The organism is Streptomyces sp. NPDC088915, assembly GCF_044749825.1.
Taxonomy (GTDB): Bacteria; Actinomycetota; Actinomycetes; order Streptomycetales; family Streptomycetaceae; genus Streptomyces.
Map to the genome: position 1 here is coordinate 212,197 of NZ_JBIVIR010000003.1, position 24,717 is coordinate 236,913.

Annotated in this window: 20 protein-coding genes; 14 read left to right on the forward strand and 6 right to left on the reverse strand. The window is 73.5% G+C overall.

Translation table 11 applies throughout. The features are described from left to right. Window positions 1-30 precede the first annotated feature (30 nt). From ACIP5O_RS07585 to ACIP5O_RS07615, 7 genes are all read left to right on the forward strand, one after another. Complete coding sequence (locus tag ACIP5O_RS07585; protein ID WP_401289761.1) at window positions 31-630, forward strand: hypothetical protein; 600 nt, start codon at window positions 31-33, stop codon at window positions 628-630. A 342-nt stretch (window positions 631-972) separates the two neighbouring features. Further along, the gene (locus ACIP5O_RS07590; protein WP_401289764.1) at window positions 973-1,389 is read left to right on the forward strand and encodes a hypothetical protein; all 417 of its coding nucleotides are present in this window, start codon (window positions 973-975) and stop codon (window positions 1,387-1,389) included. Window positions 1,390-1,420: 31 nt separating this feature from the next. Further along, entirely contained in the window at window positions 1,421-2,767 is a 1,347-nt protein-coding gene (locus ACIP5O_RS07595; RefSeq protein WP_401289766.1) for a hypothetical protein, read from the forward strand. A 29-nt stretch (window positions 2,768-2,796) separates the two neighbouring features. Continuing rightward, the gene (locus ACIP5O_RS07600) at window positions 2,797-3,315 is read left to right on the forward strand and encodes a hypothetical protein (protein ID WP_401289769.1); all 519 of its coding nucleotides are present in this window, start codon (window positions 2,797-2,799) and stop codon (window positions 3,313-3,315) included. 84 nt (window positions 3,316-3,399) lie between these two features. Further along, window positions 3,400-3,909: a hypothetical protein gene (locus tag ACIP5O_RS07605; protein WP_401289772.1), complete on the forward strand. Its 510-nt coding sequence runs from the start codon at window positions 3,400-3,402 to the stop codon at window positions 3,907-3,909. 374 nt (window positions 3,910-4,283) lie between these two features. After that, entirely contained in the window at window positions 4,284-4,487 is a 204-nt protein-coding gene (locus ACIP5O_RS07610) for a hypothetical protein (protein WP_401289774.1), read from the forward strand. Between the two features lie 271 nt (window positions 4,488-4,758). Further along, window positions 4,759-7,788 carry an AAA family ATPase gene (locus ACIP5O_RS07615; protein WP_401290177.1) on the forward strand — a complete coding sequence of 1,010 codons (3,030 nt, stop codon included), beginning with the start codon at window positions 4,759-4,761 and terminating at the stop codon, window positions 7,786-7,788. On the opposite strand, the gene ACIP5O_RS07620 is transcribed toward ACIP5O_RS07615, so the two are convergent. From ACIP5O_RS07620 to ACIP5O_RS07630, 3 genes are all read right to left on the reverse strand, one after another. Continuing rightward, the gene (locus ACIP5O_RS07620; RefSeq protein WP_401290179.1) at window positions 7,672-8,001 is read right to left on the reverse strand and encodes a DUF6191 domain-containing protein; all 330 of its coding nucleotides are present in this window, start codon (window positions 7,999-8,001) and stop codon (window positions 7,672-7,674) included. The two genes, ACIP5O_RS07615 and ACIP5O_RS07620, sit on opposite strands and share 117 nt — an antisense overlap. 26 nt (window positions 8,002-8,027) lie before the next feature. Beyond that, the gene (locus ACIP5O_RS07625) at window positions 8,028-9,182 is read right to left on the reverse strand and encodes a PQQ-dependent sugar dehydrogenase (protein ID WP_401289776.1); all 1,155 of its coding nucleotides are present in this window, start codon (window positions 9,180-9,182) and stop codon (window positions 8,028-8,030) included. Window positions 9,183-9,357: 175 nt separating this feature from the next. Continuing rightward, window positions 9,358-10,359 (reverse strand): aldo/keto reductase, encoded by a 1,002-nt coding sequence (locus tag ACIP5O_RS07630; RefSeq protein WP_401289779.1) that lies wholly within the window; start codon window positions 10,357-10,359, stop codon window positions 9,358-9,360. Window positions 10,360-10,434: 75 nt separating this feature from the next. Here ACIP5O_RS07630 and ACIP5O_RS07635 point away from each other — a divergent pair, with 75 nt between their 5' ends. From ACIP5O_RS07635 to ACIP5O_RS07665, 7 genes are all read left to right on the forward strand, one after another. Then, entirely contained in the window at window positions 10,435-11,400 is a 966-nt protein-coding gene (locus tag ACIP5O_RS07635) for a 2-hydroxyacid dehydrogenase (RefSeq protein WP_401289782.1), read from the forward strand. A 498-nt stretch (window positions 11,401-11,898) separates the two neighbouring features. Beyond that, complete coding sequence (locus ACIP5O_RS07640) at window positions 11,899-14,736, forward strand: putative bifunctional diguanylate cyclase/phosphodiesterase (protein WP_401289784.1); 2,838 nt, start codon at window positions 11,899-11,901, stop codon at window positions 14,734-14,736. A gap of 240 nt (window positions 14,737-14,976) precedes the next feature. Continuing rightward, window positions 14,977-16,824, forward strand: coding sequence for an acetolactate synthase large subunit (locus tag ACIP5O_RS07645; protein ID WP_401289786.1), 1,848 nt, complete (start codon window positions 14,977-14,979; stop codon window positions 16,822-16,824). Window positions 16,825-16,861: 37 nt separating this feature from the next. Then, window positions 16,862-17,389 carry an acetolactate synthase small subunit gene (ilvN, locus tag ACIP5O_RS07650; protein WP_125663775.1) on the forward strand — a complete coding sequence of 176 codons (528 nt, stop codon included), beginning with the start codon at window positions 16,862-16,864 and terminating at the stop codon, window positions 17,387-17,389. Window positions 17,390-17,485: 96 nt separating this feature from the next. Continuing rightward, window positions 17,486-18,487 (forward strand): ketol-acid reductoisomerase, encoded by a 1,002-nt coding sequence (ilvC, locus tag ACIP5O_RS07655; RefSeq protein ID WP_030222543.1) that lies wholly within the window; start codon window positions 17,486-17,488, stop codon window positions 18,485-18,487. A 236-nt stretch (window positions 18,488-18,723) separates the two neighbouring features. After that, window positions 18,724-20,313: a phosphoglycerate dehydrogenase gene (gene serA / locus ACIP5O_RS07660; RefSeq protein WP_401289789.1), complete on the forward strand. Its 1,590-nt coding sequence runs from the start codon at window positions 18,724-18,726 to the stop codon at window positions 20,311-20,313. A 76-nt stretch (window positions 20,314-20,389) separates the two neighbouring features. Next, a complete protein-coding gene (locus tag ACIP5O_RS07665; protein ID WP_401289791.1) occupies window positions 20,390-20,965 on the forward strand; it encodes a TetR/AcrR family transcriptional regulator in 576 nt (191 codons plus the stop codon). 16 nt (window positions 20,966-20,981) lie between these two features. Here ACIP5O_RS07665 and ACIP5O_RS07670 read toward each other — a convergent pair whose 3' ends face one another. The 3 genes from ACIP5O_RS07670 to ACIP5O_RS07680 form a co-directional block, all read right to left on the reverse strand. After that, window positions 20,982-22,148 carry a DUF1266 domain-containing protein gene (locus ACIP5O_RS07670; protein WP_401289793.1) on the reverse strand — a complete coding sequence of 389 codons (1,167 nt, stop codon included), beginning with the start codon at window positions 22,146-22,148 and terminating at the stop codon, window positions 20,982-20,984. Beyond that, complete coding sequence (locus ACIP5O_RS07675) at window positions 22,145-23,293, reverse strand: DUF1266 domain-containing protein (protein ID WP_401289796.1); 1,149 nt, start codon at window positions 23,291-23,293, stop codon at window positions 22,145-22,147. The genes ACIP5O_RS07670 and ACIP5O_RS07675 overlap by 4 nt, the downstream gene beginning before the upstream one ends. A 236-nt stretch (window positions 23,294-23,529) precedes the next feature. After that, on the reverse strand, window positions 23,530-24,642 hold the full coding sequence (locus tag ACIP5O_RS07680; protein WP_401289798.1) for a PucR family transcriptional regulator: 1,113 nt from the start codon (window positions 24,640-24,642) through the stop codon (window positions 23,530-23,532). Window positions 24,643-24,717: the final 75 nt, after the last annotated feature.

Consider the following 24,717-nt stretch of genomic DNA (forward strand, 5'->3'; position numbering starts at 1 on the left):
CTCTCATGCGGGACCCCTAGCGTGCGCCGCATGGACATCAAGACGACCGAGAAGACCGGGGCGACCGAGACCGCCGAGACGGCCGAGCCCGCTGAGAAGGCCGAGACGATCGAAAAGGCCGAGACGATCGAAAAGGTCGGGACGACCGAGAAGGCCGAGCAGGTCGACGGAGCGGTGGAGACGGCGACGGGCACGGCCGAGGGCCTCGACGAACCGGCCGAGGACCTCGACGAGGAGGCCCCCGTTGGCAAGGGCACCGGCGTCGGCTCCGGCGCCGCCGCCGTGGTCTCCGCCGCCCTCGGCGCCGTCGCGCTCACCGGCACCTGGGCCGGCCGGGTCGTCTCCGAGCGCGAGACGCTCGTCGGCCAGATCAAGACCTCCGGCTCCGGCACCCCCGCCCAGCAGATCAGCGAGATCTACGGCGACGCCTGGCACAGCACCGCGCTGGTGAACGGCGTCTTCGCCCTGATCGCCCTGATCGTCGCCGTCGCCGTGCTCGTCCTCCCCCGGCGCCCCGCCCGGGTCCGCGCCGTCGCCGTCGCGGGCGCCGTCCTGGCCGGTCTCGGCCTGCTCCTGTCGGTCGGCACCTACTTCGACCTGTTCCTGTCCCTCCCGACCGCCGGCTCCTGAGTCCGCCCGGCCGCAGGGCGGTGGGGCGGTGGGGTCACGAACATCGATGACGGGGCGGTGTTCGCCGCGATGGTCCACGTGCTCGTCGGTGGACGCGCGTGGCGGGCTCTGCCGCCGCGCGTCGCCGCCTGCCGCGTACGAGCTCGTCAGGTCGTTTCTTTCGGAGCGCGCCGGGTCCGCGCTGCTCGGCGGAGTCCTCCCGGCCCGTCACCGGTTCGGCGCGGCAGGACCCCCGTTCACCTCCGGAACGAGCGATGATCCTATGATCGGTGCCTGTCAACGGGGAGGCGCGGCATGTCAGGGAGTTCCGAAAGGGAACCGGTTCTCGAAAGTGCGAGCAGCGTGGAGCAGGACGCGGGCCTGCGGCTGAACAGTGGACCGCCTGGGCCGTACGCCCCGGGCTTCACTCCGCCCTCGGCGGGACTGTTCTCTCCGGGCGGGTCCCAGGACTTCGCCTCGACGCCCGCGGAGAAGAAGGCAGCGGCCGGCACGATCGAGACGGAGCTGGAGCCGAATACCAAGAAGGCTTCGGAGCACGCGGACGACGCCACAGGGTCGGCCCAGAAGGGCTTCGAGGGCTGGGACACGGCCGCCGGTCTGAAGAAGGTGGCGGACACCTGGGACCAGCAGGTGAAGACTCTGTTGGGCCGCCTCGCCGGCGAGAAGAGCGCGCTGCGCGGCGCCTCGGGCCTCTTCGTTCGCAACGACACCGGCCTCGGCAACCAGTTCCTGTCGCAGTCGAAGCTGAACGGCCTGTAGGGGGACCGCCGTGCCTACGTACCACGAAGTCATGACCACGGACCTGGGCCTACTGACGACGGCGGCCGCCAAGTGGGACGCCATGGCGGGCGAGTTGCACAAGGTCGGGACCCGCTACGGGGAAACCGTGCAGAAGACGTCGACCGGCGGTCAGAACTGGGTCGGCGTCAGTGCCGGCACCGCGCAGACGGGTTTCACGGCGACTCGTTACGAGTACTCGGCCGCGCAGATCCAGGCCAAGGCGATCGCCGGCCTGTTGCGGGACGCCCATGCGCAGTTCACGGATCTGAAGAAGCGCGTCGAGAGCGCCCGGGCCGAGGCGATAGCCGCCGGCATGACCGTTTCGGAGCAGGGGCGTGTGGCCTTCGACTACGCCAAGCTCACCCCCGCCGAGCGCAGCGCCTACCAGCACGACCCCGACGGCGAGACCTCGATCCGCACCGCGGTCGCCAAGTGGCAGCAGTACATCGACGAACGGGTGAAGGCCATCACCCAGGCGGACGAGCACGTCAAGATCGCTCTTGAGGCCGCTGTGGTCGACAGCAACAAGGACAACTTCGGCAAGGGTGCCGACCAGACCCTCAACGGTTTCAACGCCGACGCCGAGGGAGACCTGGCGAAGGTTCCGATGCCGAGGGCAGCCGACGAGGACGCCACCACGAAGACCGACGGGTGGCAGTCCGAGGGCAAGGCCTCGGCGACCGGTCCTGCGGCAGGCGTTTCCGCCTACGGCCCCCAGTACGGCAAGGAGGCCTCGGCCAAGGCCTATGCCGACCTCGGCCATGCCACCGCCGAAGGATCCCTGACCAACGGGTCCACGAAGCTTTCCGGCATCGCCGACGCCTACGCGGGGGCCCGGGCCACCGCCAACGTCGGGTTCACCGACAGCGGTCTCACCGGCAAGGCCGAGGCGTCCGTGGGCGGGCGGGCATTGGCCGAGGGCCGGGCGGAGTACGGGCACATGGGCTCCTACATGCGCGGCGAGGGGTTCGCCGGAGCCGAGGCCGGAGTCAGCGCGGGGGCGAGCCTGAGCGGCGTCAACGCGGGTGCCAAGGCCTTCGCCGGGGCGAAGGCCTCGTACGCGGCGGGTGGGGAGCTCGCCGGGATCGGCGCCGGCGGGACGGCCGAGGGATGGGCCGGTGCGGGCGCCGAGGCGAAGGTGACCTTCGGCAAGGGCGAGGACGGCAAGTTCCACATCGGTGGCGAACTCGGCGTCGCCGTCGGCCTGGGCGGGAAGCTGGGCGGGGAGTTCACGGTCGATCCGGCCAAGGTTTCGGCCGCCGCGAGCGACGCCGCCAACGCCGTCGGGGATGCGGCCGGTGCGGTCGGCGACGCCGCCGGCTCCGTCAAGGACGAAGTCACCAGTTGGTTCGACTGATGTGCGTCTCAGTGGAAGGAAGGACCTGAATGGCCACGACCCTGCCCCTCCCGATCGAGTTCCGCCTGCCGGAGGGCTGGACCCCGGCACCGCCGGACGAGGTCGACGCCCCGGCCGTGGCCTTCGTCGCTCTGCATCCGCGGGCGGACGCCGGATTCACGGCGAACATCACCATCGACGGTGACTTCCTGTCGGAGGCCGAGACGCTGGAAGGCGTCGCCGACGACGCGGTGGAACGTCTGCGTGACGGCGCCGAGTCCGTGGCGGTGGTCCAGCGTCGCGACGTCGGATCCGCGCAGGCTCCCGGCCTCACACAGCGGCTGGCGCTTACGGCTGTCGTGCAAGGCGTACGCCGAAACCTCGTCCAGTCGCAGGTCTACCTGGCCATGCTGGACAGCACGGACCCCAAGCGACGCGCCGTGATCCGGCTGATCCTGACTGCCACCGCGACACAGCACGACCATGTCCTGGAAGACTTCCAGGACTTCCTCCGGACAGTCCGCCCGGACACCGGGCAGGTGCCCTCCGGCGGTCCTGACAACGCCTGATCACGCAAGGTGACGGGCTGGACGGATCCGGTCCCGCCGCAGGGAGATGTTGTGGTCGGGGCCGGAGCTTCGTAGGTTGAGCGGATGGGCATCTTCGACAGACTGACCGGCACCGAGCGTCCCGATCGTGGCACTCCCCCGCGTTCCGCGGAGGAGGTCCGGGCGGCGCTGCTCGCGCTCAACGGGCCGGACGTGCCGTTCGTCGTGCGCGGTGGCGCCGCTGAAGGGGCCGACCTCGTGGCGGAATGGCGGATCTCGGATCCCGCCTGGCACACGTTCTTCGTCCGCACCCAGGTGAGCCGGGTCACCCAGTTCAGGATGCGTCTGGTCCCGGCGTCTCGTGAAGTCCGCACCATCGATCGCCAGTTCGAGGTCTCGTGGGTCGGTGGTACGCCCACACTGGCCGTGTCGGCCGAAGCGTCACGAGGGCAGGTGAAGACGGTGTCGTGGCGCCGGTCGGTCGAGCGGGAGGCCGAGGGCGACCTCCGGGCGACGGAGTTCTACCGCTTCGACACCTCGGACATGAAGGACCCGCTGCGGGCCGCGGTCCTCGGCGCGGGATGGACCTGGCGCGGAGCGGTCCTCAAGCTCTGACCCCCGTCCACCGGGCCTCACCCCGTCCGGACCGTGGCCGTCCGGGAGCTGGAGCACCTTCTGGTGCGGCCGGCCTCGTCGTCGACGTTCGCGACCCCACCGTCCTGCGGTCGCACGCGAGCAGGAGGCGGAAACGGTCCCGCCGTCTCCCCCGGCGCGTCCGGAACGGTCCGTCTCCACCCTCCGCCCCCGATGACCGGCACACGGACAGCCGGCCATGGAGGGCACGGTCTAAGGCACCCCCGAGGAGCGCCTAAGGCCCCCCGCCCCCCGAACATGCGGCACTCGCCCGATGCGGCCGGGCCCCCTGGGAGACGACCGTGGAGGCGTCGCGAGAAGCGGCGCCGATACCGGACCCACCCAGGGAGCACCCGATGTTCGAGTACGAGATCGACCGCATGAACCACGCCCAGCTCGTCCGCGAGGCCGCCGTCCGGCGCCTGTCCCGCGAGGCCGCCGCGTCCGCCGCCCGGGAGTCGCACCGCTCCGGCCGCCGGAGCGGGGACCGGGCCGCGGACCGGGACGCGGAGGGCCCGGCGGACGGCGACGGCTCCGGCCGCTTCGTCCGGGCCGCGTGACGTCCGCATGGACCTCCTTCCCCCGGCCGCCGACCCCGGCCTCCGCGCCGGCCCCGGCTCCCGCACCGGCCCTCGCGCCGACCCCGACCCCGGCCTCCGCGCCGGCCCCGGCTCCCGTACCGGCCCCGGCTCCCGCACCGGCCCTCGCGCCGACCCCGACCCCGGCCTCCGCGCCGACCCCGGCTCCCGCACCGGCCCTCGCGCCGACCCCGACCCCCGCCCCCACACCGACCCCGACCCCCGTACGAGCGCCCCCGGCGGCCCCTGTGCGATGCTCGGCTCCGTGGAGACCAGGTCCGTCAGTCCCGTCTTCGTCGGCCGGGCCGGCGAACTCACCGCCCTCACCGAGGCGCTCTCCCGCGCGACCGCGGGAGAGCCCCAGGCGCTGCTCATCGGCGGCGAGGCGGGCGTCGGGAAGACCCGGCTCATCGAGGAGTTCACCGGCACGGCCCGCGACCGGGGCGCCGTCGTCGCCCTCGGCGGCTGCGTCGAACTCGGCGCCGACGGACTGCCCTTCGCCCCCTTCTCCACCGCCCTGCGCGCGCTCCGCCGCCGGCTCCCCGACGAGCTGACCGCCGCCGCCGACGGCCAGCACGGCGAACTCGCGCGGCTGCTGCCGGAGTTGGGCGACCCCGGCGGCCACGACCCCGCCGACGAGGACTCCACCGCCCGCCTCTTCGAGCTGACCGTACGGCTCCTGGAGCGGCTCGCCGCCGACCGCACGATCGTGCTCGTCCTGGAGGACCTGCACTGGGCCGACACCTCCACCCGGCACCTGCTCACCTACCTCCTGCGCACCCTCCGGCGCGGCCGGATCGTGGTCGTCGCCAGCTACCGCGCCGACGACATCCACCGCCGCCACCCGCTGCGCCCCCTCCTCGCCGAGCTCGACCGGCTCCGCACCATCCGCCGCATCGAACTCCCCCGCTTCACCCGCACCGAGGTGCACCGCCAGCTCACCGGCATCCTCGCCGCCGAACCCGACCCCGGCCTCGTCGAGGAGGTCTTCGAACGCTCCGACGGCAACGCCTTCTTCGTCGAGGAGCTCGTCGTCTCCCACGAGGCCGGCTGCGCCCCCGGACAGCTCAGCGACTCCCTGCGCGACCTCCTCCTGGTCCGGGTCGAGGCCCTCCCCGAGGACGCCCAGCGGGTCGTCAGGATCGCCGCCGAGGGCGGCTCCACCGTCGAGTACGGCCTGCTCGCCGCCGTCGCCCGGCTCACCGAGGACGAACTCATCGAGGCGCTGCGGGCCGCCGTCGGCGCCAACATCCTGCTCGCCGTGCCCGACGGCGACGGCTACCGCTTCCGGCACTCCCTCGTCCGCGAGGCCGTCAGCGACGACCTGCTGCCCGGCGAGCGCTCCCGCCTCAACCGCCGCTACGCCGAGGCCCTCCAGGCCGACCCGGCGCTGGTGCGGGCCGACGAGCGCGCCACCCGGCTCGCCACGTACTGGTACCACGCCCACGACCCGGCCGAGGCCCTGCCCGCCGTCCTGCGCGCCTCCGTCGCCACCCGCAAGCGCCACGCCCACGCCGAGCAGCTCCGGCTCCTCGAACGGGCCATGGAACTCTGGGACGAGGCCCCCGCCGAGGTCCGGGCCGCGCTGCGCCCCATCGACTACGCCGACGCCTACCCGCCCTGCGGCTGCGACCCCGACACCACCCCCCTGCGCCACCTCGACCTGCTCGCCGAGGCCGCCGTCGCCGCCCGGCTCAGCGGCGAGCGCGAACGCGCCCTCACGATCTGCAAGAGGGCGCTGCGGATCCTCGGCGGCGAAGAGGAGCGCGACCCCCTGCGCGCCGCCTGGTTCTGGACCGAGAAGGCCCGCCTCCAGTCCAACCTCGGCCGGGGCGACGGCCGGGATGAGATCGCCCGCGCCCAGGAGCTCGTCAAGGGCCTGCCGCCCTCCGCCGTCCACGCCGTCGTCCTCGTCGGCGCCGCCGGCTGGGGCATGCTCCGCGACCCCGGACCCGACGCACTCGCCGCCGCCGAACGCGCCGTCGAGTACGCCCGCCTCGTCAAGGCCGAGTCGATCGAGCTCAACGCCCGCCTCACCCTCGGCACCATCATGGTCGCGGCCAGCGACGTGGACGCCGGCCTCGCCGAGATGCACGAGGTGCGCGAACGGACCCGCGTCCTGGGCCAGTTCACCGAGACGGCGCGCGCCCACATCAACATCTCCTCCGCCCTGGAGTTCCTCGGCCGCTCCCACGAGGCCGTCGAGACCGCCGAGGCCGGCATCCTCCTCGCCCGTAAGTACGGGCTCGTCGACAGCGTCGGCTGGGCCGAGGCCAACCGGGCCGAGTCCCTCTTCTCCCTGGGCCGGTGGGAGGAGGTCCGGGAGGCCGCCGAGCGGCTGCTGCGCTCGGCGAGCAGCACCAAGCCCCGGGGCTCCGCGTCCCTCCGCCTCGCCCAGCTCGCCGCCGCCCGGGGCGAACCGGCCGCCGCCGTCCGCCACCTCGCCGACGCCCGCGCCGTCTACGGCACCCGCGACCCGATCCCGCAGTACACCCTGCCCATGGCCCAGGTCGCGGTCGCCGCGGCCGCCGCCGAGGGCCGCGTCGCCGACGTGCGGGCCGAGCTGGCCGCCGCCGAGCGGGGCGGCTTCCCGCCCGGCACCCACCGCTACGGCTGGCCGCTCGTGCTCACCGCCGTCACCGCAGAGGCCGACAGCCGGGGGCTGCCCGCCGCCGACGAGGGGCGCGCCGAGGCCCTCGCCCTGATCCGCCGCTGCCTGCGCGCCCTGGCCGCCCCGGTCCCCGTCTGGGCGGCGCACTCCCGGCACGTCTCCGAGGAGCTGGCCCGCGCCGAGGGGCGCGAGACCGCCGCCCGCTGGGCCGAGGTCGTCGCCGCCTACGAGCCGCTGGACCGCCCCGCCCAGCTGGCCCGCGCCCGCTACCGCCTCGCCGACGTCCTGCTCGTCGAGGGCGGCCGGCGCGAGGAGGCCGCGGCCCTGCTGCGCGAGGCCCGCGCCACCGCCGAACTCCTCGGCGCCCGCCCGCTCCGCGAGGACGTGGAGCTCCTCGCCGCCCGCGCCCGGCTCTCCCTCGCCCCCGAGGAGCGGCCCCCGGCACCGGCGGAGCCCGGGGACGACGCCTTCGGCCTGACCCGCCGCGAACAGGACGTGCTGCGCCTGGTCACGGCCGGCCGCACCAACCGCCAGATCGCCGAGGAGCTGTTCATCTCACCGAAGACGGCCAGCGTCCACGTCTCCCACATCCTCGCCAAGCTCGGGGTCGCCGGCCGCGGCGAGGCCGCCGCCCTGGCCCACCGCCTGCACCTGCTCGACGTCCCCCTCTGACCCGGAGCCGGAGCCCGACCCGGGCCCGGGGCCGGAGCCCGACCCGGAGCCGGAGCCCTCCTCCGCGCGGGGGACCCGTATCGTCACCCGTCCCGACCGCAGGTCTATCGGCCCCCGCCCCGGATCCGCGTCCCCCTGGTCCTCCCGGGTCAGGGCCAGCCGCTGCCGCTCGTCCTCCGCGTGCCTGCGCCCCGGTGCGAACAGCTCCGCCATCGGACCGAACACGGTCACCGCCTCCCTCACCCCACCCGGAGGCGGAGGATCCTGTCGTCACCGGGCCCGGGCGTGCCCCGGGTGTCGGTCTCGCTCGTCACCAGCCAGAGCCGGTCGCCGCCCGTCGCGAGCACGGTCCGCAGCCGTCCGTGGTCGCCCCGGAGGAACGCCTCGGGGTCCCCGGAACGTTCCGCGCCGGAGAGCGGGATCCGCCACAGCCGCTCGCCCCTGAGCCCGGCCATCCAGATCGCGCCCTTCGCGTACGCGATCCCGCTGGGGGAGGCCTCCGAGGTCGGCCACTGGGCCACCGGGTCCGTGAACCCCTCCCGCCCGGCCCTCCCCTCGGCCTCCGGCCAGCCGTAGTTCCGCCCGGCCGCGATCAGGTTCAGCTCGTCCCAGGTGTTCTGTCCGAACTCGGCCGCCCACAGGCGCCCGTCCGCGTCCCAGGCGAGCCCCTGCACGTTCCGGTGGCCGTACGAGTAGACGACCGAGTCCGGGAAGGGGTTGCCGGGCGCCGGGCGGCCCTCCGGCGTCATCCGCAGGACCTTCCCGCCCAGCGACTCCCGGTCCTGCGCCAGGCCGGTCCGGCCGGTCTCGCCCGTCCCCGCGTACAGCATCCCGTCGGGGCCGAACGCGATCCGTCCGCCGTTGTGCGTGAACCCCTTGGGGATGCCGGTCAGGACCGCCTCCGGCGGGCCGAGCCGGTCGCCGGCCCCGCCCCCGTATGCCATGCGCACGATCCGGTTGTCCGAGGCCGCCGTCAGGTACGCGTACACCCGGCCGTCCCGGAACGCGAGGCCGAGCAGTCCGCCCTCACCGCCCGGCACGACTCCCGGCACCTCGCCGAGCGGCGTCTTCGCGCCGGTGCGCCCGTCGATCCGGGTGATCGTCCGCTCGTCCCGCGAGGAGACGAGCAGGTCCCCGCCGGGCAGCTCCGCGAGCCCCCACGGCGACTTCAGGCCCTCGGTCAGCGTCCCCGCCACCGTCACCCCGGCGGCGGCCGGGGCCGGGGCGGAGGGGGAGGCGGGCGCGGAGGCCGACGACGGCGGGGCCGCTCCCGGGCGCTCCTGCGCGCTCCCCGAGGAGGCGCTCCCCGAAGCGGCGCCCCCCGAGGAGCAGCCCGCCGCCAGGACCAGCGCGGCGACGCCCCCCAGGGCCTTCACGACGACAGGACGTTTCATGGCGGGCTCCCCTTCGGAGGATCCGGCGGGCTCGACGGGTCGAACGGCATCCCTACCCTGAGAACACCTCCCGACCCGACGGGGTTCCCGCCGGTCCGTCCGGTCCCGGGCCGTCCGATCCCGGTCCGTCCGGTCCGGTTCGTCCGGCCCCGGTCCCTCCCCGGCCCCGACCCGCTCAGTCCCAGGACCCCCGGGGCGCCGGGAGCGCCGCGATCTCCGTCAGGTCCTCCGCCGTCAGCCGCAGCGAGGCCGCCGCCGCGTTCTCCACCGCCCAGTGCTCCCGCTTCGTCCCCGGCACCGGCACGACGTGCCGCCCCCGGCCGAGCACCCACGCCAGGGCCACCTGCGCCGGGGTGACGTCCGCCCCGTGCCGCGCGGCCACCCGCCGCAGGCCCGCCACGAGCGGCTGGTTCGCGGCCATCATCTCCGCCGTGAACCGGGGGTGCCGGGCCCGCGGGTCGTCCGGCTCGAAACCGCCGCCCGGGGTCAGCGTCCCGGTCAGGAAGCCGCTGCCCAGCGGCATCGCCGCCAGGAACCCGACGCCCCGGGCCGCGCACCAGGGCAGCAGCCGCGCCAGCGCCTCCTGCGACCACACCGACAGCTCGGCCTCCACCGCCGCCACCGGGAAGACCTGCTGGATCCGCTCCAGCTGCCGGATCGTTCCCTCGTGGGCGTCGCGGCCCGTGCCCCGGCGCCCCGGCCGGGCGCCGACGGCGCAGAGCCCGAGCGCCCGCACCTTGCCCGCCGACACCAGCTCGGCCATCGCGCCCCAGGTCTCCTCGACCGGCACCTCGGGATCCGCCCGGTGCAGCTGGTACAGGTCGATGACATCGGTCTGGAGCCGCCGCAGCGAGGCGTCGCAGGCCCGACGCACGTACCCCGGGCGCCCGTTGGCCACCACGTGCTGGTCGCCGACGAGCAGCCCGCACTTCGTCGAGACGAACGCGTCGGCCCGGCGCTCCTTCAACACCCGCCCCACGAGCAGCTCGTTGGTGAACGGGCCGTACATGTCGGCGGTGTCGAGCAGGTTCACCCCGGCGTCGAGGGCCGCGTGCACGGTCCGCAGCGAGCGGTCCCCGCGTTGTTGCGAACGGCTGTACGCCCAGCTCATCGGCATGCACCCCAGGCCGATCGCACCCACGTCGAGCGCCGTCGCCCCGATAGTCCTGCGCTCCACCTGCCGGTACCCCTCCCTGTGCCGTCCCCCAAAGTAACCAATGGGGCACGGGATTCTTCGCATAGCCTCCCGGACATGAGATGCGAAGACACGACCGCTGACGTGTGGCTTCCGATTCCCGCGGACGAGATCGAGGATCTCCCCGAGCCGGGCGGGTCGGGCCTGAACTACCGTTTCTGGGACGGCGGACCGGAGTTCCCGGCCGATCCCGCGCAGTGTGCCTTCTACGTCGTCCCGTACATGAAGGGCTCGGAGATCGCCGTCCGGCCGCTGGCCGCGATGACCTCGGTCCGGGTCGTGCAGACCCTCTCCGCGGGCATCGACCACGTCACCCCCGGCATCGGATCGCTGCGGCCCGGCGTCGCCCTGTGCAACGCCAAGGGCGTCCACGAGGCCAGCACCGCCGAACTCGCGCTCGCCCTGATCCTGGCCTCGCTGCGCGGGATTCCCGGATTCGTGCGCGGCCAGGACGCCGAGGAGTGGCGGGCCGGCTTCTACCCGGCGCTCGCCGACAAGTCCGTCCTGATCGTCGGGTACGGCTCGATCGGCGCCGCCGTCGAGGACCGGCTTGCACCCTTCGAGTGCGCGCGGGTGGCGCGCGTCGCACGCTCCGCACGCACCACAGGGCGCGGCCCGGTCCACGCCCTGAGCGACCTGCCGGCGCTCCTCCCGGAGGCGGACGTGGTGGTCCTCTCCACTCCGCTCACGCCCGCGACCAGGCGTCTCGCCGACGCCGGGTTCCTCGCGCGGATGAAGGACGGGGCGCTCCTCGTGAACATCGCCCGGGGCCCCGTCGTCGACACGGACGCCCTGCTCAAGGAGGTCGAGAGCGGCAGGATCACGGCGGCGCTCGACGTCACCGACCCGGAACCGCTGCCGGCCGGGCATCCTTTGTGGCACGCTCCCGGTGTCCTGATCAGTCCCCATGTGGGCGGTTCCACCTCCGCCTTCATGCCGAGGGCGAAGCGGCTGATCGCGGGACAGGTGCGGCGGTTCGCGGCGGGGGAGGACCTGGCCAACGTCCTCCTCACCACCGGCTGAGCCGCGCCCGTGCGCCGCGGCCGCCCGGCGCACGCCGGGCGCATCCGGGCACAACCCCCGGGCCCGTCACGGAGAGTACTGCGACCCTGTCCCTGAGTGACCAACCTGGTGTATCGTCCCAGAGCGGGGGACTGCGTCGAGTACGGGCTGACGCCGGGGAGCGAAGTGACGGGACATCAGATTCCGAGGGGGGCGACGGGTGGAGCACGGCCTGAGGACCGACGATCCGACGCGACGGCGCCGCCGTCCGCCGGCCTTCCGCGCCTCGCCGCCGGCCTCGTGTGCGCGGTGCCGGACCAGGCCGCGCCGCACCTTACGCCGGGCCGTACGGGGCCGCCGGACCCCGGCGGGTGCGCGGTGGCCGGCGTCGCGCCCCCGGGCCGCGGCGCCGCCCCCGGCCCCCACGACTGCGACGGGCACGCCCCCGGGAGTGCCGACGAGCCGCCCGCCCGGCCGCACGACGCGGCCGCGTGCGGGAGCCCGGCACCGGAGGGCCCGGTGAGCGCGCCCGGGGCCGTCCTCGCACGCCGCCCCGTCGCCGACAAGGCCCCGGGGCCCCCGCCCGCCGCCCGCCCCGGCACCGGGGCGGTCCTCGCCCAGATCGCCCTGGGACTCCTGTGCGCGGGCTACACGACCGGCGCCTCCCTCGGCTGGGGCTCGCCGGAGACGGCGCTCTTCATGGGCGACTTCGGACTGAGCGCCGCCGCCCTCACCGCCGCGATCTCCTGCTACCTCTACGCCCGGGCCCACCGCACCAGCGCCCGCCCCGCCTGGCTGCTCTTCGCCTTCTCCTCGTTCATGGCCGCCGCGGGCAACGCCGTGTGGGGCTGGTACGAGGTCGTCCTGCGCACCGAGGTGCCGGACTTCTCCGTCGCCAACCTCTTCTTCCTGCTCTTCGCGCCGCCCGCCATCGTCGGCCTCCTCGTCCTGGCCAAGAAGCCGGCCAACCGGGCCGGCTGGGTCTGCCTGGCCCTCGACACCTGGCTCATCGGCGGCTCCCTGCTCACCCTCTCCTGGAGCCTGGCCCTCGCCCGCACCGCCCACGTCGAGGGCGAGTCCGTCGCCCGGGCCGCGCTCTCCCTCGCGTACCCCCTGCTCGACATCGTCCTCGTCAGCATGGTGCTCGTCCTGCACTTCCGGCGCGCGCAGGCGAACCGCTCCGCGACCAACACCGCGATCGCCGCCCTCGCGCTCACCGTCCTGTGCGACGCCCTGTTCACCTCGCCGCTGCTCCGCGAGAACTACGCCTCCGGCCAGCTCCTCGACGCCGGCTGGTTCGCCGGGTCCCTGCTGCTCGCCTACGCGCCCTGGGGGGTCCGCCGGCTCCCGGACGGCGCCGCCGCCGCGCGCGGCCAGGGGCTCCACAGCCGCCCGGTCGCCGGCTCGCTCGCCGCCCTCACCCCGTACCTCGCCGCCGCCGTCTGCACCCTCGGGATCCTCTACAACGTGGTGGAGGGGCGCCGGGTCGACCGCGTCGTCGTCCTCACCGGCTGCGCGGTGGTGCTCGCCCTCGTCGTGCGGCAGGGCATCATGCTCCTCGACAACATCGCCCTCACCCACGAGCTGGCCCACAAGGAGAACCACTTCAGGTCGCTCGTGCAGGGCTCCAGCGACGTCATCATGATCGCCGCGCCCAACGGCCGGCTCCACTACGTCAGCCCCGCCGCCTCCGGGGTGTACGGGCGGGACGCCGACGAGCTCATCGGCACCGAGCTCGCCGCTCTCATCCACCCCGACGACCTCGGCGCCGTCGTCCACGAGGTGCGGCGCTTCCTGGCCGCCTCGCCCGCCGAGGAGCCCACCACCCGGATCGAGTGCCGCTTCCGCTCCGGCCACGGGGAGGACTGGCTCCACGTCGAGTCGACCGTCAACCGCCACCAGGGCGGCCTGCTCTTCAACAGCCGGGACGTCACCGAGCGCGTCCGGCTCCAGGCCCAGCTCCAGCACAACGCCGAGCACGACCCGCTCACCGACCTGCCCAACCGGGCCCTCTTCACCCGGCGGGTCCGCCAGGCCCTCGGCGGCCGCCGCGCCTCCGACCCCGGCACCGCCGTGCTCTTCATCGACCTCGACGGCTTCAAGGCGGTCAACGACCGCCTCGGCCACCAGGCCGGCGACGACCTCCTCGTCCAGGCCGCCCGCCGCCTCCACGACTCCGTGCGGACCGGGGACACGGCCGCCCGGCTCGGCGGCGACGAGTTCGCCGCCCTCATCCTCGGCGACGGCGGCCGCGACCGCACGGCCCGCAGGAACCAGGTCCAGGAGATCGCCGACCGGCTCAGGCTCACGCTCTCCCGGCCGTACCGCCTGGACGGCGGCCAGGAGGTGCGGGTCGCCGCCTCCATCGGCGTCGCCTTCGCCGAGCCCGGCATCGACGCCGGCGACCTGCTGCGCAACGCCGACCTCGCCATGTACCGCGCCAAGGCCGCCGGCAAGGACCGCGTCGAGCTCTACGCCCCCCAGATGCAGGCCGAGGTCGTCCGGCGGACCGAGCTGGCCGCCCGGCTGCGCACCGCCCTCCACGACGGCGAGTTCGCCCTGCTCCACCAGCCGGTCGTCGACCTCGCCACCGGCCGCATCGCCGCCGTCAGCGCCCAGGCCCGCTGGCGCTCCGCCCAGGGGATCCTCTTCACCCCCGCCGAGTACCTCCGCGTCACCGACGACGGCGAGCGCACCGCCGAGCTCGGCCGCTGGCTCCTGGAGGAGGCCGTGGAGCAGGCCGCCGAACGGGCGGGAATCGGCCATCGCACCCCGGTCTCCATCCGGCTCTCCGCCCGCCGCCTCCTGGACCGCTCGCTGCCGCTCGGCTCCGTGGAGTCCCTGCTCACCCGGCACGGCCTCCCGTCCGGCTCGCTGATCGTCGAGCTCGCCGACAGCGACCCCCGGATCCCGCTCGACGAGCTGGAGCAGCGCCTGGCCGCCCTGCGCAGGCTCGGGGTGCGGATCGCGCTCGACGGCTTCGGCAGCGGACACGTGGCGGTCAACGCCCTGCGGCGGCTCCCCGTCGACATACTGAAACTGGACCGGGGGCTCGTCGAGGGCGTGGTGGAGTCCGCCCGGCTCCGCAAGATCACCCGCGGGGTGCTCCGCCTCGCCGGCGACCTGGGCCTGCGGACCGTCGCCGATGGCGTGGACGTCCCGGAGCAGGTCGTCGCCCTGCGCGCCATGGGCTGCACCCACGCCCAGGGCATGGCCTTCTCGGGCCCGCTCGACGAGTACCGGCTGCGCAGGGCCCTGGTCCGGGACGAGTACCCGCTGCCCGGGGCGGTCCCCGTGCCTGTCGGAAACCGACCCCCGATCGGCTCGAATAGTGAGACGCCCGTCCCACCCACTTGACAGTGAAGTGGGCTGAGGGAGAGGGTCAGTGCCATGCGCACCCGAATTCTCGTACTTGGACAGCGCGTCGGCTGAAGCAGGGCCACCGTAGGCCCGGCTTAGAACGCACCCGACGCGCTCCCCTCGCTTGCCTCACGGCACGAGGGGTTTTTTGTTGCACCGGCTCACTTTGAAATCGCCTTAAACCCTCGTAAAACACCTCGCAAAAACCCTCGCACCAACCCTCTGCTTCGAGAAGAGATGCTGATGACCGAGCAGGCCACCGGGCACCATCCGCAGCCGCGGCCCCGCAACGGCGCGACGACCTCCCCCGTCGAGCACGTCACGGGCGCGCAGTCCCTCATCCGTTCTCTCGAAGAGGTGGGCGCGGACACCATCTTCGGTCTCCCCGGTGGCTGCATCCTCCCGGCCTACGACCCGCTGATGGACTCGCAGAAGGTGCGCCACATCCTGGTCCGCCACGAGCAGGGCGCGGGCCACGCCGCCACCGGCTACGCCCAGGCGACCGGCAAGGTCGGCGTCTGCATGGTCACCAGCGGCCCCGGCGCGACCAACCTGGTCACCCCGATCGCCGACGCGCACATGGACTCCGTCCCGCTCGTCGCGATCACCGGCCAGGTCGCCTCCAAGGCCATCGGCACGGACGCCTTCCAGGAGGCGGACATCTGCGGCATCACGATGCCCATCACCAAGCACAACTTCCTGGTCACCAAGGCCGAGGACATCCCGCGGACGATCGCCGAGGCCTTCCACATCGCCTCCACCGGCCGCCCCGGCCCGGTCCTGGTCGACATCGCCAAGGACGCCCTCCAGGCGAAGACCACCTTCAGCTGGCCGCCGCAGACCGACCTGCCCGGCTACCGCCCGGTCACCAAGCCGCACGCCAAGCAGATCCGCGAGGCCGCCAAGCTGATCAGCGCCGCCAGGCGGCCCGTCCTGTACGTCGGCGGCGGCGTCATCAAGTCCGGCGCCACCGCCGAGCTGAAGATCCTCGCCGAGCTCACCGGCGCCCCGGTCACCACCACCCTGATGGCCCTCGGCGCCTTCCCCGACAGCCACCCGCTGCACGTGGGGATGCCGGGCATGCACGGTTCGGTCACCGCCGTCACCGCGCTGCAGAAGGCCGACCTGATCGTCGCCCTCGGCGCCCGCTTCGACGACCGCGTCACCGGCAAGCTCGACAGCTTCGCCCCGTACGCCAAGGTCGTCCACGCGGACATCGACCCGGCCGAGATCGGCAAGAACCGCACCGCCGACGTCCCGATCGTCGGCGACGCCCGCGAGGTCATCGCCGACCTGGTCCAGGCCGTCCAGGCCGAGCACAGCGAGGGCAACAAGGGCGACTACAGCGCCTGGTGGAGCGACCTGAACCGCTGGCGCGAGACCTACCCGCTCGGCTACGACCTGCCGGAGGACGGCAGCCTCTCGCCGCAGCAGGTCATCCAGCGCATCGGACAGCTCGCCCCCGACGACACGATCTTCACCGCGGGCGTCGGCCAGCACCAGATGTGGGCCGCCCACTTCATCGACTACGAGCAGCCGGCCACCTGGCTGAACTCCGGCGGCGCCGGGACGATGGGCTACGCGGTCCCCGCCGCGATGGGCGCCAAGGCCGGCATGCCCGACCGCCCCGTCTGGGCGATCGACGGCGACGGCTGCTTCCAGATGACCAACCAGGAACTCACCACCTGCGCCCTGAACAACATCCCGATCAAGGTCGCCATCATCAACAACGGCGCCCTCGGGATGGTCCGCCAGTGGCAGACCCTCTTCTACAACCAGCGCTACTCCAACACCGTCCTGCACTCCGGTCCGGACGAGCAGAAGGCGAACCGGGGCACCCGCGTCCCCGACTTCGTCAAGCTCTCCGAGGCCATGGGCTGCGTCGCCCTGCGCTGTGAGGACCCGGCCGACCTGGACAAGGTCATCGCCGAGGCCAACGCCATCAACGACCGTCCGGTCGTCGTCGACTTCATCGTCCACGAGGACGCCCAGGTCTGGCCGATGGTGGCCGCCGGCACCTCCAACGACGAGGTCATGGCCGCCCGGGGCGTCCGCCCCGACTTCGGCGACGGCGAAGACGACTGAGTACGAAGAGCGACAGCGAAAAGGAAGAGACCCAGACATGTCCACCAAGCACACGCTCTCCGTCCTCGTCGAGAACACGCCCGGCATCCTCGCCCGGATCGCCGCCCTGTTCTCCCGCCGCGGCTTCAACATCGACTCGCTCGCCGTCGGCGTCACCGAGCACCCCGACATCTCCCGCATCACCATCGTGGTCAACGTCGAGGGCCTGCCCCTGGAGCAGGTGACCAAGCAGCTCAACAAGCTGGTCAACGTCCTGAAGATCGTCGAACTCGAGCCCAGCGCCGCGATCCAGCGCGAACTCGTCCTGGTGAAGGTCCGCGCCGACAACGAGACCCGCTCCCAGATCGTCGAGATCGTCCAGCTCTTCCGCGCCAAGACCGTGGACGTCTCGCCCGAGGCCGTCACCATCGAGGCCACCGGTTCGAGTGACAAGCTGGACGCCATGCTCAAGATGCTGGAGCAGTTCGGCGTCAAGGAGCTCGTCCAGTCCGGCACGATCGCCATAGGGCGTGGCGCCCGGTCCATCACGGACCGGTCCCTGCGGTCCCTCGACCGCTCCGCCTGAGCCGTACGCCCGTTCCGCCTGACGAGACCGCACGACCTCCCTTCCCCCGCCCGCCGTACGGTGGGACGCAACACCAGCACACCAAGGAGAATCCCAGTGGCCGAGCTGTTCTACGACGCCGACGCCGACCTGTCCATCATCCAGGGCCGCAAGGTCGCGGTGATCGGTTACGGCAGCCAGGGGCACGCCCACGCGCTGTCGCTCCGTGACTCGGGTGTCGACGTCCGCGTCGGTCTGCACGAGGGCTCCAAGTCCAAGGCCAAGGCCGAGGAGCAGGGCCTGCGCGTGGTCACGCCCGCCGAGGCCGCCGCCGAGGCCGACGTCATCATGATCCTCATCCCGGACCCGATCCAGGCCCAGGTCTACGAGGAGTCCATCGCCCCGAACCTGAACGACGGCGACGCCCTCTTCTTCGCGCACGGCTTCAACGTCCGCTTCGGCTTCATCAAGCCCCCGGCCGGCGTCGACGTCGCCCTGGTCGCCCCGAAGGGCCCGGGCCACCTGGTCCGCCGCCAGTACGAGGAGGGCCGCGGCGTCCCCGCGATCGCCGCCGTCGAGCAGGACGCGACCGGCAACGCCTTCGCCCTGGCGCTCTCGTACGCCAAGGCCATCGGCGGCACCCGCGCCGGCGTCATCAAGACCACCTTCACCGAGGAGACCGAGACCGATCTCTTCGGCGAGCAGGCCGTCCTCTGCGGCGGTGCCTCGGCGCTGGTCAAGGCCGGCTTCGAGACCCTGGTCGAGGCCGGCTACCAGCCGGAGATCGCCTACTTCGAGTGCCTGCACGAGCTGAAGCTGATCGTCGACCTCATGTACGAGGGCGGCCTGGAGAAGATGCGCTGGTCGGTCTCCGAGACCGCCGAGTGGGGCGACTACGTCACCGGCCCCCGCATCATCACCGACGCCACCAAGGCCGAGATGAAGAAGGTCCTCACCGACATCCAGGACGGCACCTTCGCCAAGAACTGGATGGACGAGTACCACGGCGGCCTGAAGAAGTACAACGAGTACAAGACCCAGGACGAGCAGCACCTCCTGGAGACCACCGGCAAGGAGCTGCGCAAGCTCATGAGCTGGGTGAACGACGAGGAGGCGTAAGCCTTCCGGAACGGGGCCGGACACACCGTCCGGCCCCGTTCCGCGTCGTTGGACACACCGTCCAACACGGACGGGTGATCCTGCCGACGAGGCGCACGAACGGCGCCCGCGCACCACTACACTTCTCAACAACATACGCGTCAGGCCCACAGCGTCGTGCGCTTTCACGCGGCAAGCCCCCTCCACCGCCTGCGGCCGTCGGGACGGCCGTCCGCACTGGACCTGTGAGGACTCACGTGAGCTCGAAACCTGTCGTACTCATCGCTGAAGAGCTGTCGCCCGCCACCGTCGACGCGCTGGGCCCGGACTTCGAGATCCGGCACTGCAACGGCGCCGACCGCGCCGAGCTGATCCCCGCCCTCGCGGACGTGGACGCGATCCTGGTCCGTTCCGCCACCAAGGTCGACGCCGAGGCCATCGCCGCCGCGCAGAAGCTGCGCGTGGTCGCCCGCGCCGGCGTCGGCCTGGACAACGTCGACGTCTCCGCCGCCACCAAGGCCGGCGTGATGGTCGTCAACGCCCCGACGTCGAACATCGTCACCGCCGCCGAGCTCGCGTGCGGTCTGCTCGTCGCCACCGCGCGCAACATCCCGCAGGCCAACACGGCGCTGAAGAACGGCGAGTGGAAGCGCTCCAAGTACACCGGCGTCGAGCTGAGCGAGAAGACCCTCGGCGTCGTCGGCCTCGGCCGCATCGGCGTCCTGGTCGCCCAGCGCATGTCCGCCTTCGGCATGAAGATCGTCGCGTACGACCCCTACGTGCAGCCGGCCCGCGCCGCCCAGATGGGGGTGAAGCTGCTGACCCTGGACGAGCTCCTGGAGGTCGCGGACTTCATCACCGTCCACCTGCCGAAGACCCCGGAGACCCTCGGTCTCATCGGTGACGAGGCGCTGCACAAGGTCAAGCCCTCCGTCCGCATCGTCAACGCCGCGCGCGGCGGGATCGTGGACGAGGAGGCGCTGTACTCGGCGCTCAAGGAGGGCCGGGTCGCCGGCGCCGGCCTCGACGTCTACGCGAAGGAGCCCTGCACGGACTCCCCGCTCTTCGAGCTCGACCAGGTCGTCTGCACCCCGCACCTCGGCGCCTCCACGGACGAGGCCCAGGAGAAGGCCGGCATCGCCGTCGCCCGCTCGGTGCGCCTGGCGCTCGCCGGCGAGCTGGTCCCGGACGCGGTCAACGTCCAGGGCGGCGTCATCGCCGAGGACGTCAAGCCCGGTCTGCCGCTCGCCGAGAAGCTCGGCCGGATCTTCACCGCCCTCGCGGGCGAGGTCGCGGCCCGGCTCGACGTCGAGGTCTACGGCGAGATTACCCAGCACGACGTGAAGGTGCTCGAACTCTCCGCGCTCAAGGGCGTGTTCGAGGACGTGGTCGACGAGACCGTGTCGTACGTCAACGCCCCGCTGTTCGCGCAGGAGCGCGGCGTCGAGGTGCGCCTGACCACCAGCTCCGAGTCGCCCGACCACCGCAACGTGGTCACCGTGCGCGGCACCCTCGGCAGCGGCGAGGAGGTCTCGGTCTCCGGCACCCTGGCCGGCCCCAAGCACCTCCAGAAGATCGTCGCCGTCGGCGAGTACGACGTGGACCTGGCGCTCGCCGACCACATGGTCGTGCTGCGCTACGAGGACCGCCCGGGCGTCGTCGGCACGGTCGGCCGCATCCTCGGCGAGGCCGGTCTGAACATCGCCGGCATGCAGGTCTCCCGCGCGGAGGAGGGCGGCGAGGCGCTCGTCGTGCTCACCGTGGACGACACCGTCCCGCCGACGGTGCTCTCGGAGATCTCGGCGGAGATCGGCGCCAACTCGGCCCGCTCGGTCAACCTGATCTGACGCGCCGGAGCCGCCCGTACCCGGTTGCCGGACGCTCGTCTTATACGAGCGTCTAGCGGCCGGGTACGGTGCTGTCATGGGACACAAGGAAGACCTCCTCGAAGGCGCCAAGCGCTGTCTCCTGGAGAAGGGGTACGGACGGACCACCGCGCGCGACGTCGTCGCCGCCTCTGGCACCAACCTCGCCTCCATCGGCTACCACTACGGCTCCAAGGACGCCCTGCTCCAGCAGGCCTTCCTCGCCCTCACCGAGGAGTGGGGCGACCGGATCGGCCCGGCGGAGCCCGCCGGGCACGAACTCCCGGCCGACCCGTACGGGCGCTTCCGCGCCGTCTGGGAGCGGGTCGTCGCGACGGCGGAGGCGAGCCGCCCGGTCTGGAAGCTCCGGACCGAGGTCGTCACCCGGCTCGACGACGACGAGCGGCTGCGCGAGGCGATCAAGGGGCCGCAGCGGGAGGGCCGGCTCGGCATGGCCGAGGGGCTCCTCGGCATCGACCCGGAGAAGGAACCGGAGAAGGCCCGGGTGGCCGGGCTGCTCTGCCAGGCCCTGGCGGCCGGCGTCATGATCCAGTGGATGGTCGACCCGGAGACGGCCCCGACGGCGGACGACCTCACGGAGGGGCTCAAGGTGCTGATGGGGGAGCGGGACTGACGGAGGGACGGGCGCCTCAGCGCCAGGGGAGGTGTCTCCAGGGGCTGCCCTCGTGTGCGGTGAGGACGCGGTGGCCGGCGACGTTGCCCTCGTACCAGGAGCCGTACTCCTCCCCGTCGAACCGCAGCACCCTGCCCAGCGCGTACCCCGCAGAGAAGTCCTCCCAGGACCCGTAGGCCGCCCTGCTCAGCGCGCCCGCGTGGACGACGGCCTGCTCGGCCTCGTGCGGGGTGCAGAACCGGGTCGAGAGCCCCCAGCGGGCCATGTTCACCGCCCGGCCGTAGTCGTACGCGACCGTCTTGCGCACCCGTCCCTCCGGGGGCAGCAGGCCGTCGGCGCGGAACCGGGCCTCGTAGCGCAGGATCCGGCGCACCAGTTCCTCGACGTGCCGCACCGAGGCCGGGCCCGCGCCCAGGTCCTGCGCGTGCCCGGCGGCCGTCTCGCGCCACTCGTCGGGCGACGGCACCGTCCCCCGCCCGATCCGCAGCTCCTCGCGGACCCGGAGGGCGAAGTCCGGCTCCGGCGGGCTGTTGCGCCCGTCCAGCAGCGCGTCCAGCTGCTCCCGCCAGCCCGCCCGGTCGGTGACGCCCCAGGAGTCGCGGAGCATCTCCAGCTCGTCGGTGTACCCCGTGTAGACCGAGCCGACGTCGTTCCACGGCACCCCGTTGCCGAACGCCAGATGGGCGCCGCAGGCGAGGCCGAAGGCCAGCGGGCCATGCAGGGGGCCGTGGCGCAGGGCGGTGAAACGGTTGCCCGGACCCCGCTCCTTCTCGGCGTACGCGCGCAGCCACCACGCGCGGTGCTCCGGCGTGGCGGGCAGCAGCAACCGCCCGGGGGTCCCGTCGTTGACCGCGAGGAGCACCCGCGGATCGCTCCAGCGGAACTCGGCGATCCACCGGAGGTTGACCTGGTGGAACACCCAGTCCGGATGCCAGGGCGGCAGCATCCCCCGGGTGAGGACGGGACGGACGGAGAGGTCCTTCGCCACCTGCCGGGGACGCCAGTAGACCGTGTCGAGCTGCGCGTCCACCTCGGCCTTGGGCGCGGCGATGAAGAGTTCGGCCTCGGCGAGGACGCGGATCTGTTCCGTGACGTCGCCGCGCAGCGCGGCCTCGTGGAGCGCCTGCTCGGTCTCGGACGGCGGGATCCACGGGGCGGCGGGGAAGGGGTGGTGAAGGCTCATGACCAGGGGATGTTCCGGTAGGGGCTCGAAGGGGTCCGGGTGAGGGCGCGGTGGAGGGCGACGGACTCCTGGTACGCCGACTCGGCGCCGTCCTCGTCGAAGTGGATCAGCCGGGCGAGCAGATAGCCGAGCGAGAACGCCTCCCACGATCCGTACGCCCGCCGGGCGGGTTCGGCGACCCGCAGCACGGACCGCTCCGCCTCCAGGGGGTCGCAGTACCGCGCGCCGAGCGCCAGCCGGACGACGTTCACGGCGCGGCCGTGGTCGAAGGCGGCGAGGGTGTCGACCCGGCCGTTCGCCGGAAGGAGGCCGTCGGCGCGGAACCGGGCCTCGTAGTGGACGATCCGGCGCAGGAACTCCGCGGCTTCGGCCCGGTGCTCGCCGTGGAGGCCGTCCGGATCGAACGCGGTGGCGACCGCCGCCGCCCACTGCTCCTCCGTGGGGGCGCCGCCCAGTCGTGCGGTGAGACGGTGCCGGATCCCCAGGACGGACTCGGGGACCCGGCCGACGAGACGGGTGGCGATCAGGGTCCGCAGCGTCTCCCGGAAGCCCGCCCGGTGGTGGACGGCCCAGGGGCGGCGCAGCCGGGCCACGTCGGTGGGGTAGTCCTCGTACTGCGCGCCGAGCCCGTTCCACACCAGGCCGTTGAGCACGGCGAGGTGCGCGCCGAGCGCGAGGGCGTGCGCGACCGGTCCGTGCAGGTGCCCGCCGGCGTGGGTGAGCAGGCGCGGCCGCGCGGGCCCGCCGCCCCTCCGGCCCGCCTCCCGCCAGGCCTGCCGGTCGGCGGCCCCGGCGGGCAGGGCGGCCTCGAACGGAGTGTCCGGATTGACCGCGAGCCACCACTTGTCGTGCGGCCAGGTCCCGGCGAGCGCGTCGAGGGTGGTCTGCCGGAACACCCAGTCCGGGTGCCACGGCGGCAGCATGCCCTCGGTCAGCACCGGCACGACCGTGCGCCGGGCGGTCTTGTCGCGCCGGTGGAGGAGGAACGTCCCGGAGCCCGGTGCGTCGGCGTGCAGCCGTGCGACGAGCACGTACAGCCGCGTCCGCCCGAGGGCGTCCAGGACGGCTCCCCGGTCCCCCCGCGCCCCGGCCTCGTGCAGCAGCCGCTCGGTGTCCGTCGGCGGCGTCCAACTCCCCGTGGTCATGGGGAGATCCTATAAATCGCTCCGGTGGGCCCGGACACCTAGAGCCTGGCCGGCGGATCATGGCCGGGGCCGCGGCGCCTGGCACGGTACCTCGCCGCGTTGCCGAAACGTCCCGACAGCTCCGCTATCGAGCCGCTCCGGCGCCTTGCGATGCTTCCCCTAGGCCCTTGAGGGCCTGGGGAGACCCCATGCACCAGACGCCGCGGCCTACCCGACCCTGATCCGCCGGACAGGCCCTAGAGCCTGGCCGACTTCAGGGACATGTGGAGCAGCAGCCGGTCCTCGCCGTCGTCGAGGTCCAGGCCGGTGAGCTGCTCCACCCGGGACAGCCGGTAGTAGAGGGTCTGCCGGTGGATGCCCAGGGCCGCCGCCGTGCGCCCCGCCTGGCCCGCGTGGTCGAGGTACGCCTCGGCCGTGCGGGCCAGTTCCGTGTGGGCGGGGGCGAGCAGCGGCGCGACGGCCGGGTCGACCTCGGGGTGGTAGAGCGCCGCCAGGAGGCGGTACGGGCCGATGCCCGCCCACTCCGCGACCGGGCCCAGCCTCGGCTGCGCCGTCGCGGCACGGGCCGCCGTGCTCGCCTCCCGCCAGGCCGCCGGGAGCTCCCCGAGGCCCCGCCGGGGGGTGGCGATCCCGGCCGGGGCGTCCCCCCGCAGCCGCTCGGCGGCCGAGCGGGCGGGGGAGGGGTCCTCGGCCGTGCGCAGCCGCACGAGGACGGCGAGGGACGCGGCGTCCGGGAGGGCGGCGACCGCCGCCGCGCCGGGCACGGCCCGTACCGAGGGGGCCTCGCCCTGCCACGGGGTCACGCAGACGACGGCGTGCAGCCCGTCCGCGCTGGGTCCCAGGGCCGCCCGCAGCGCCGCGACGGCCATGTCGCTCTGCCAGCCGCGCCCGGCGGTCAGGGCGGCGGCGAACTCGCGCGAGAGGTCCGCGCCCGCCCGCTCCTCGTCCGCGAGGAGCCCGCCGATCCGGGCGGCCACCTCCATGGCCGCCGCCAGCCGCTCGGGCGGGGGCCCCGGTTCGGCGTCGAGCAGCCACACGTACCCGAGGACGACGCCCCGATGGCGTACGGGAAGGCAGATGCGGTCCCGGAAGACGCCCGCGTCCGGGGAGGCGGGGATGCGGACCGGGCCCTCCGCCCGGGTGATGCCGAAGCCCTCGAACCAGGCGCGGACCGCCGGGGTGGACCGCCGGGTCAGGATCGACCGCGTCCGGACCGGGTCCATCGCGGTGTCGTCGTCGCTGTCGTGGGCGCCGAAGGCGATCAGGCCGAAGTCGCGGTTCTCCAGCGTCGCCGGGGCCCCGAGGAGCGCGGAGATCTCGTCCACCAGGTCTTGGTAATCGCCCTTCACCGACCCATTCTCGCACCCTCTCAGACAGGTGTATGAGAGGCGGGCCACGGATGCGTGACAGGTGTAGGTGGCGGA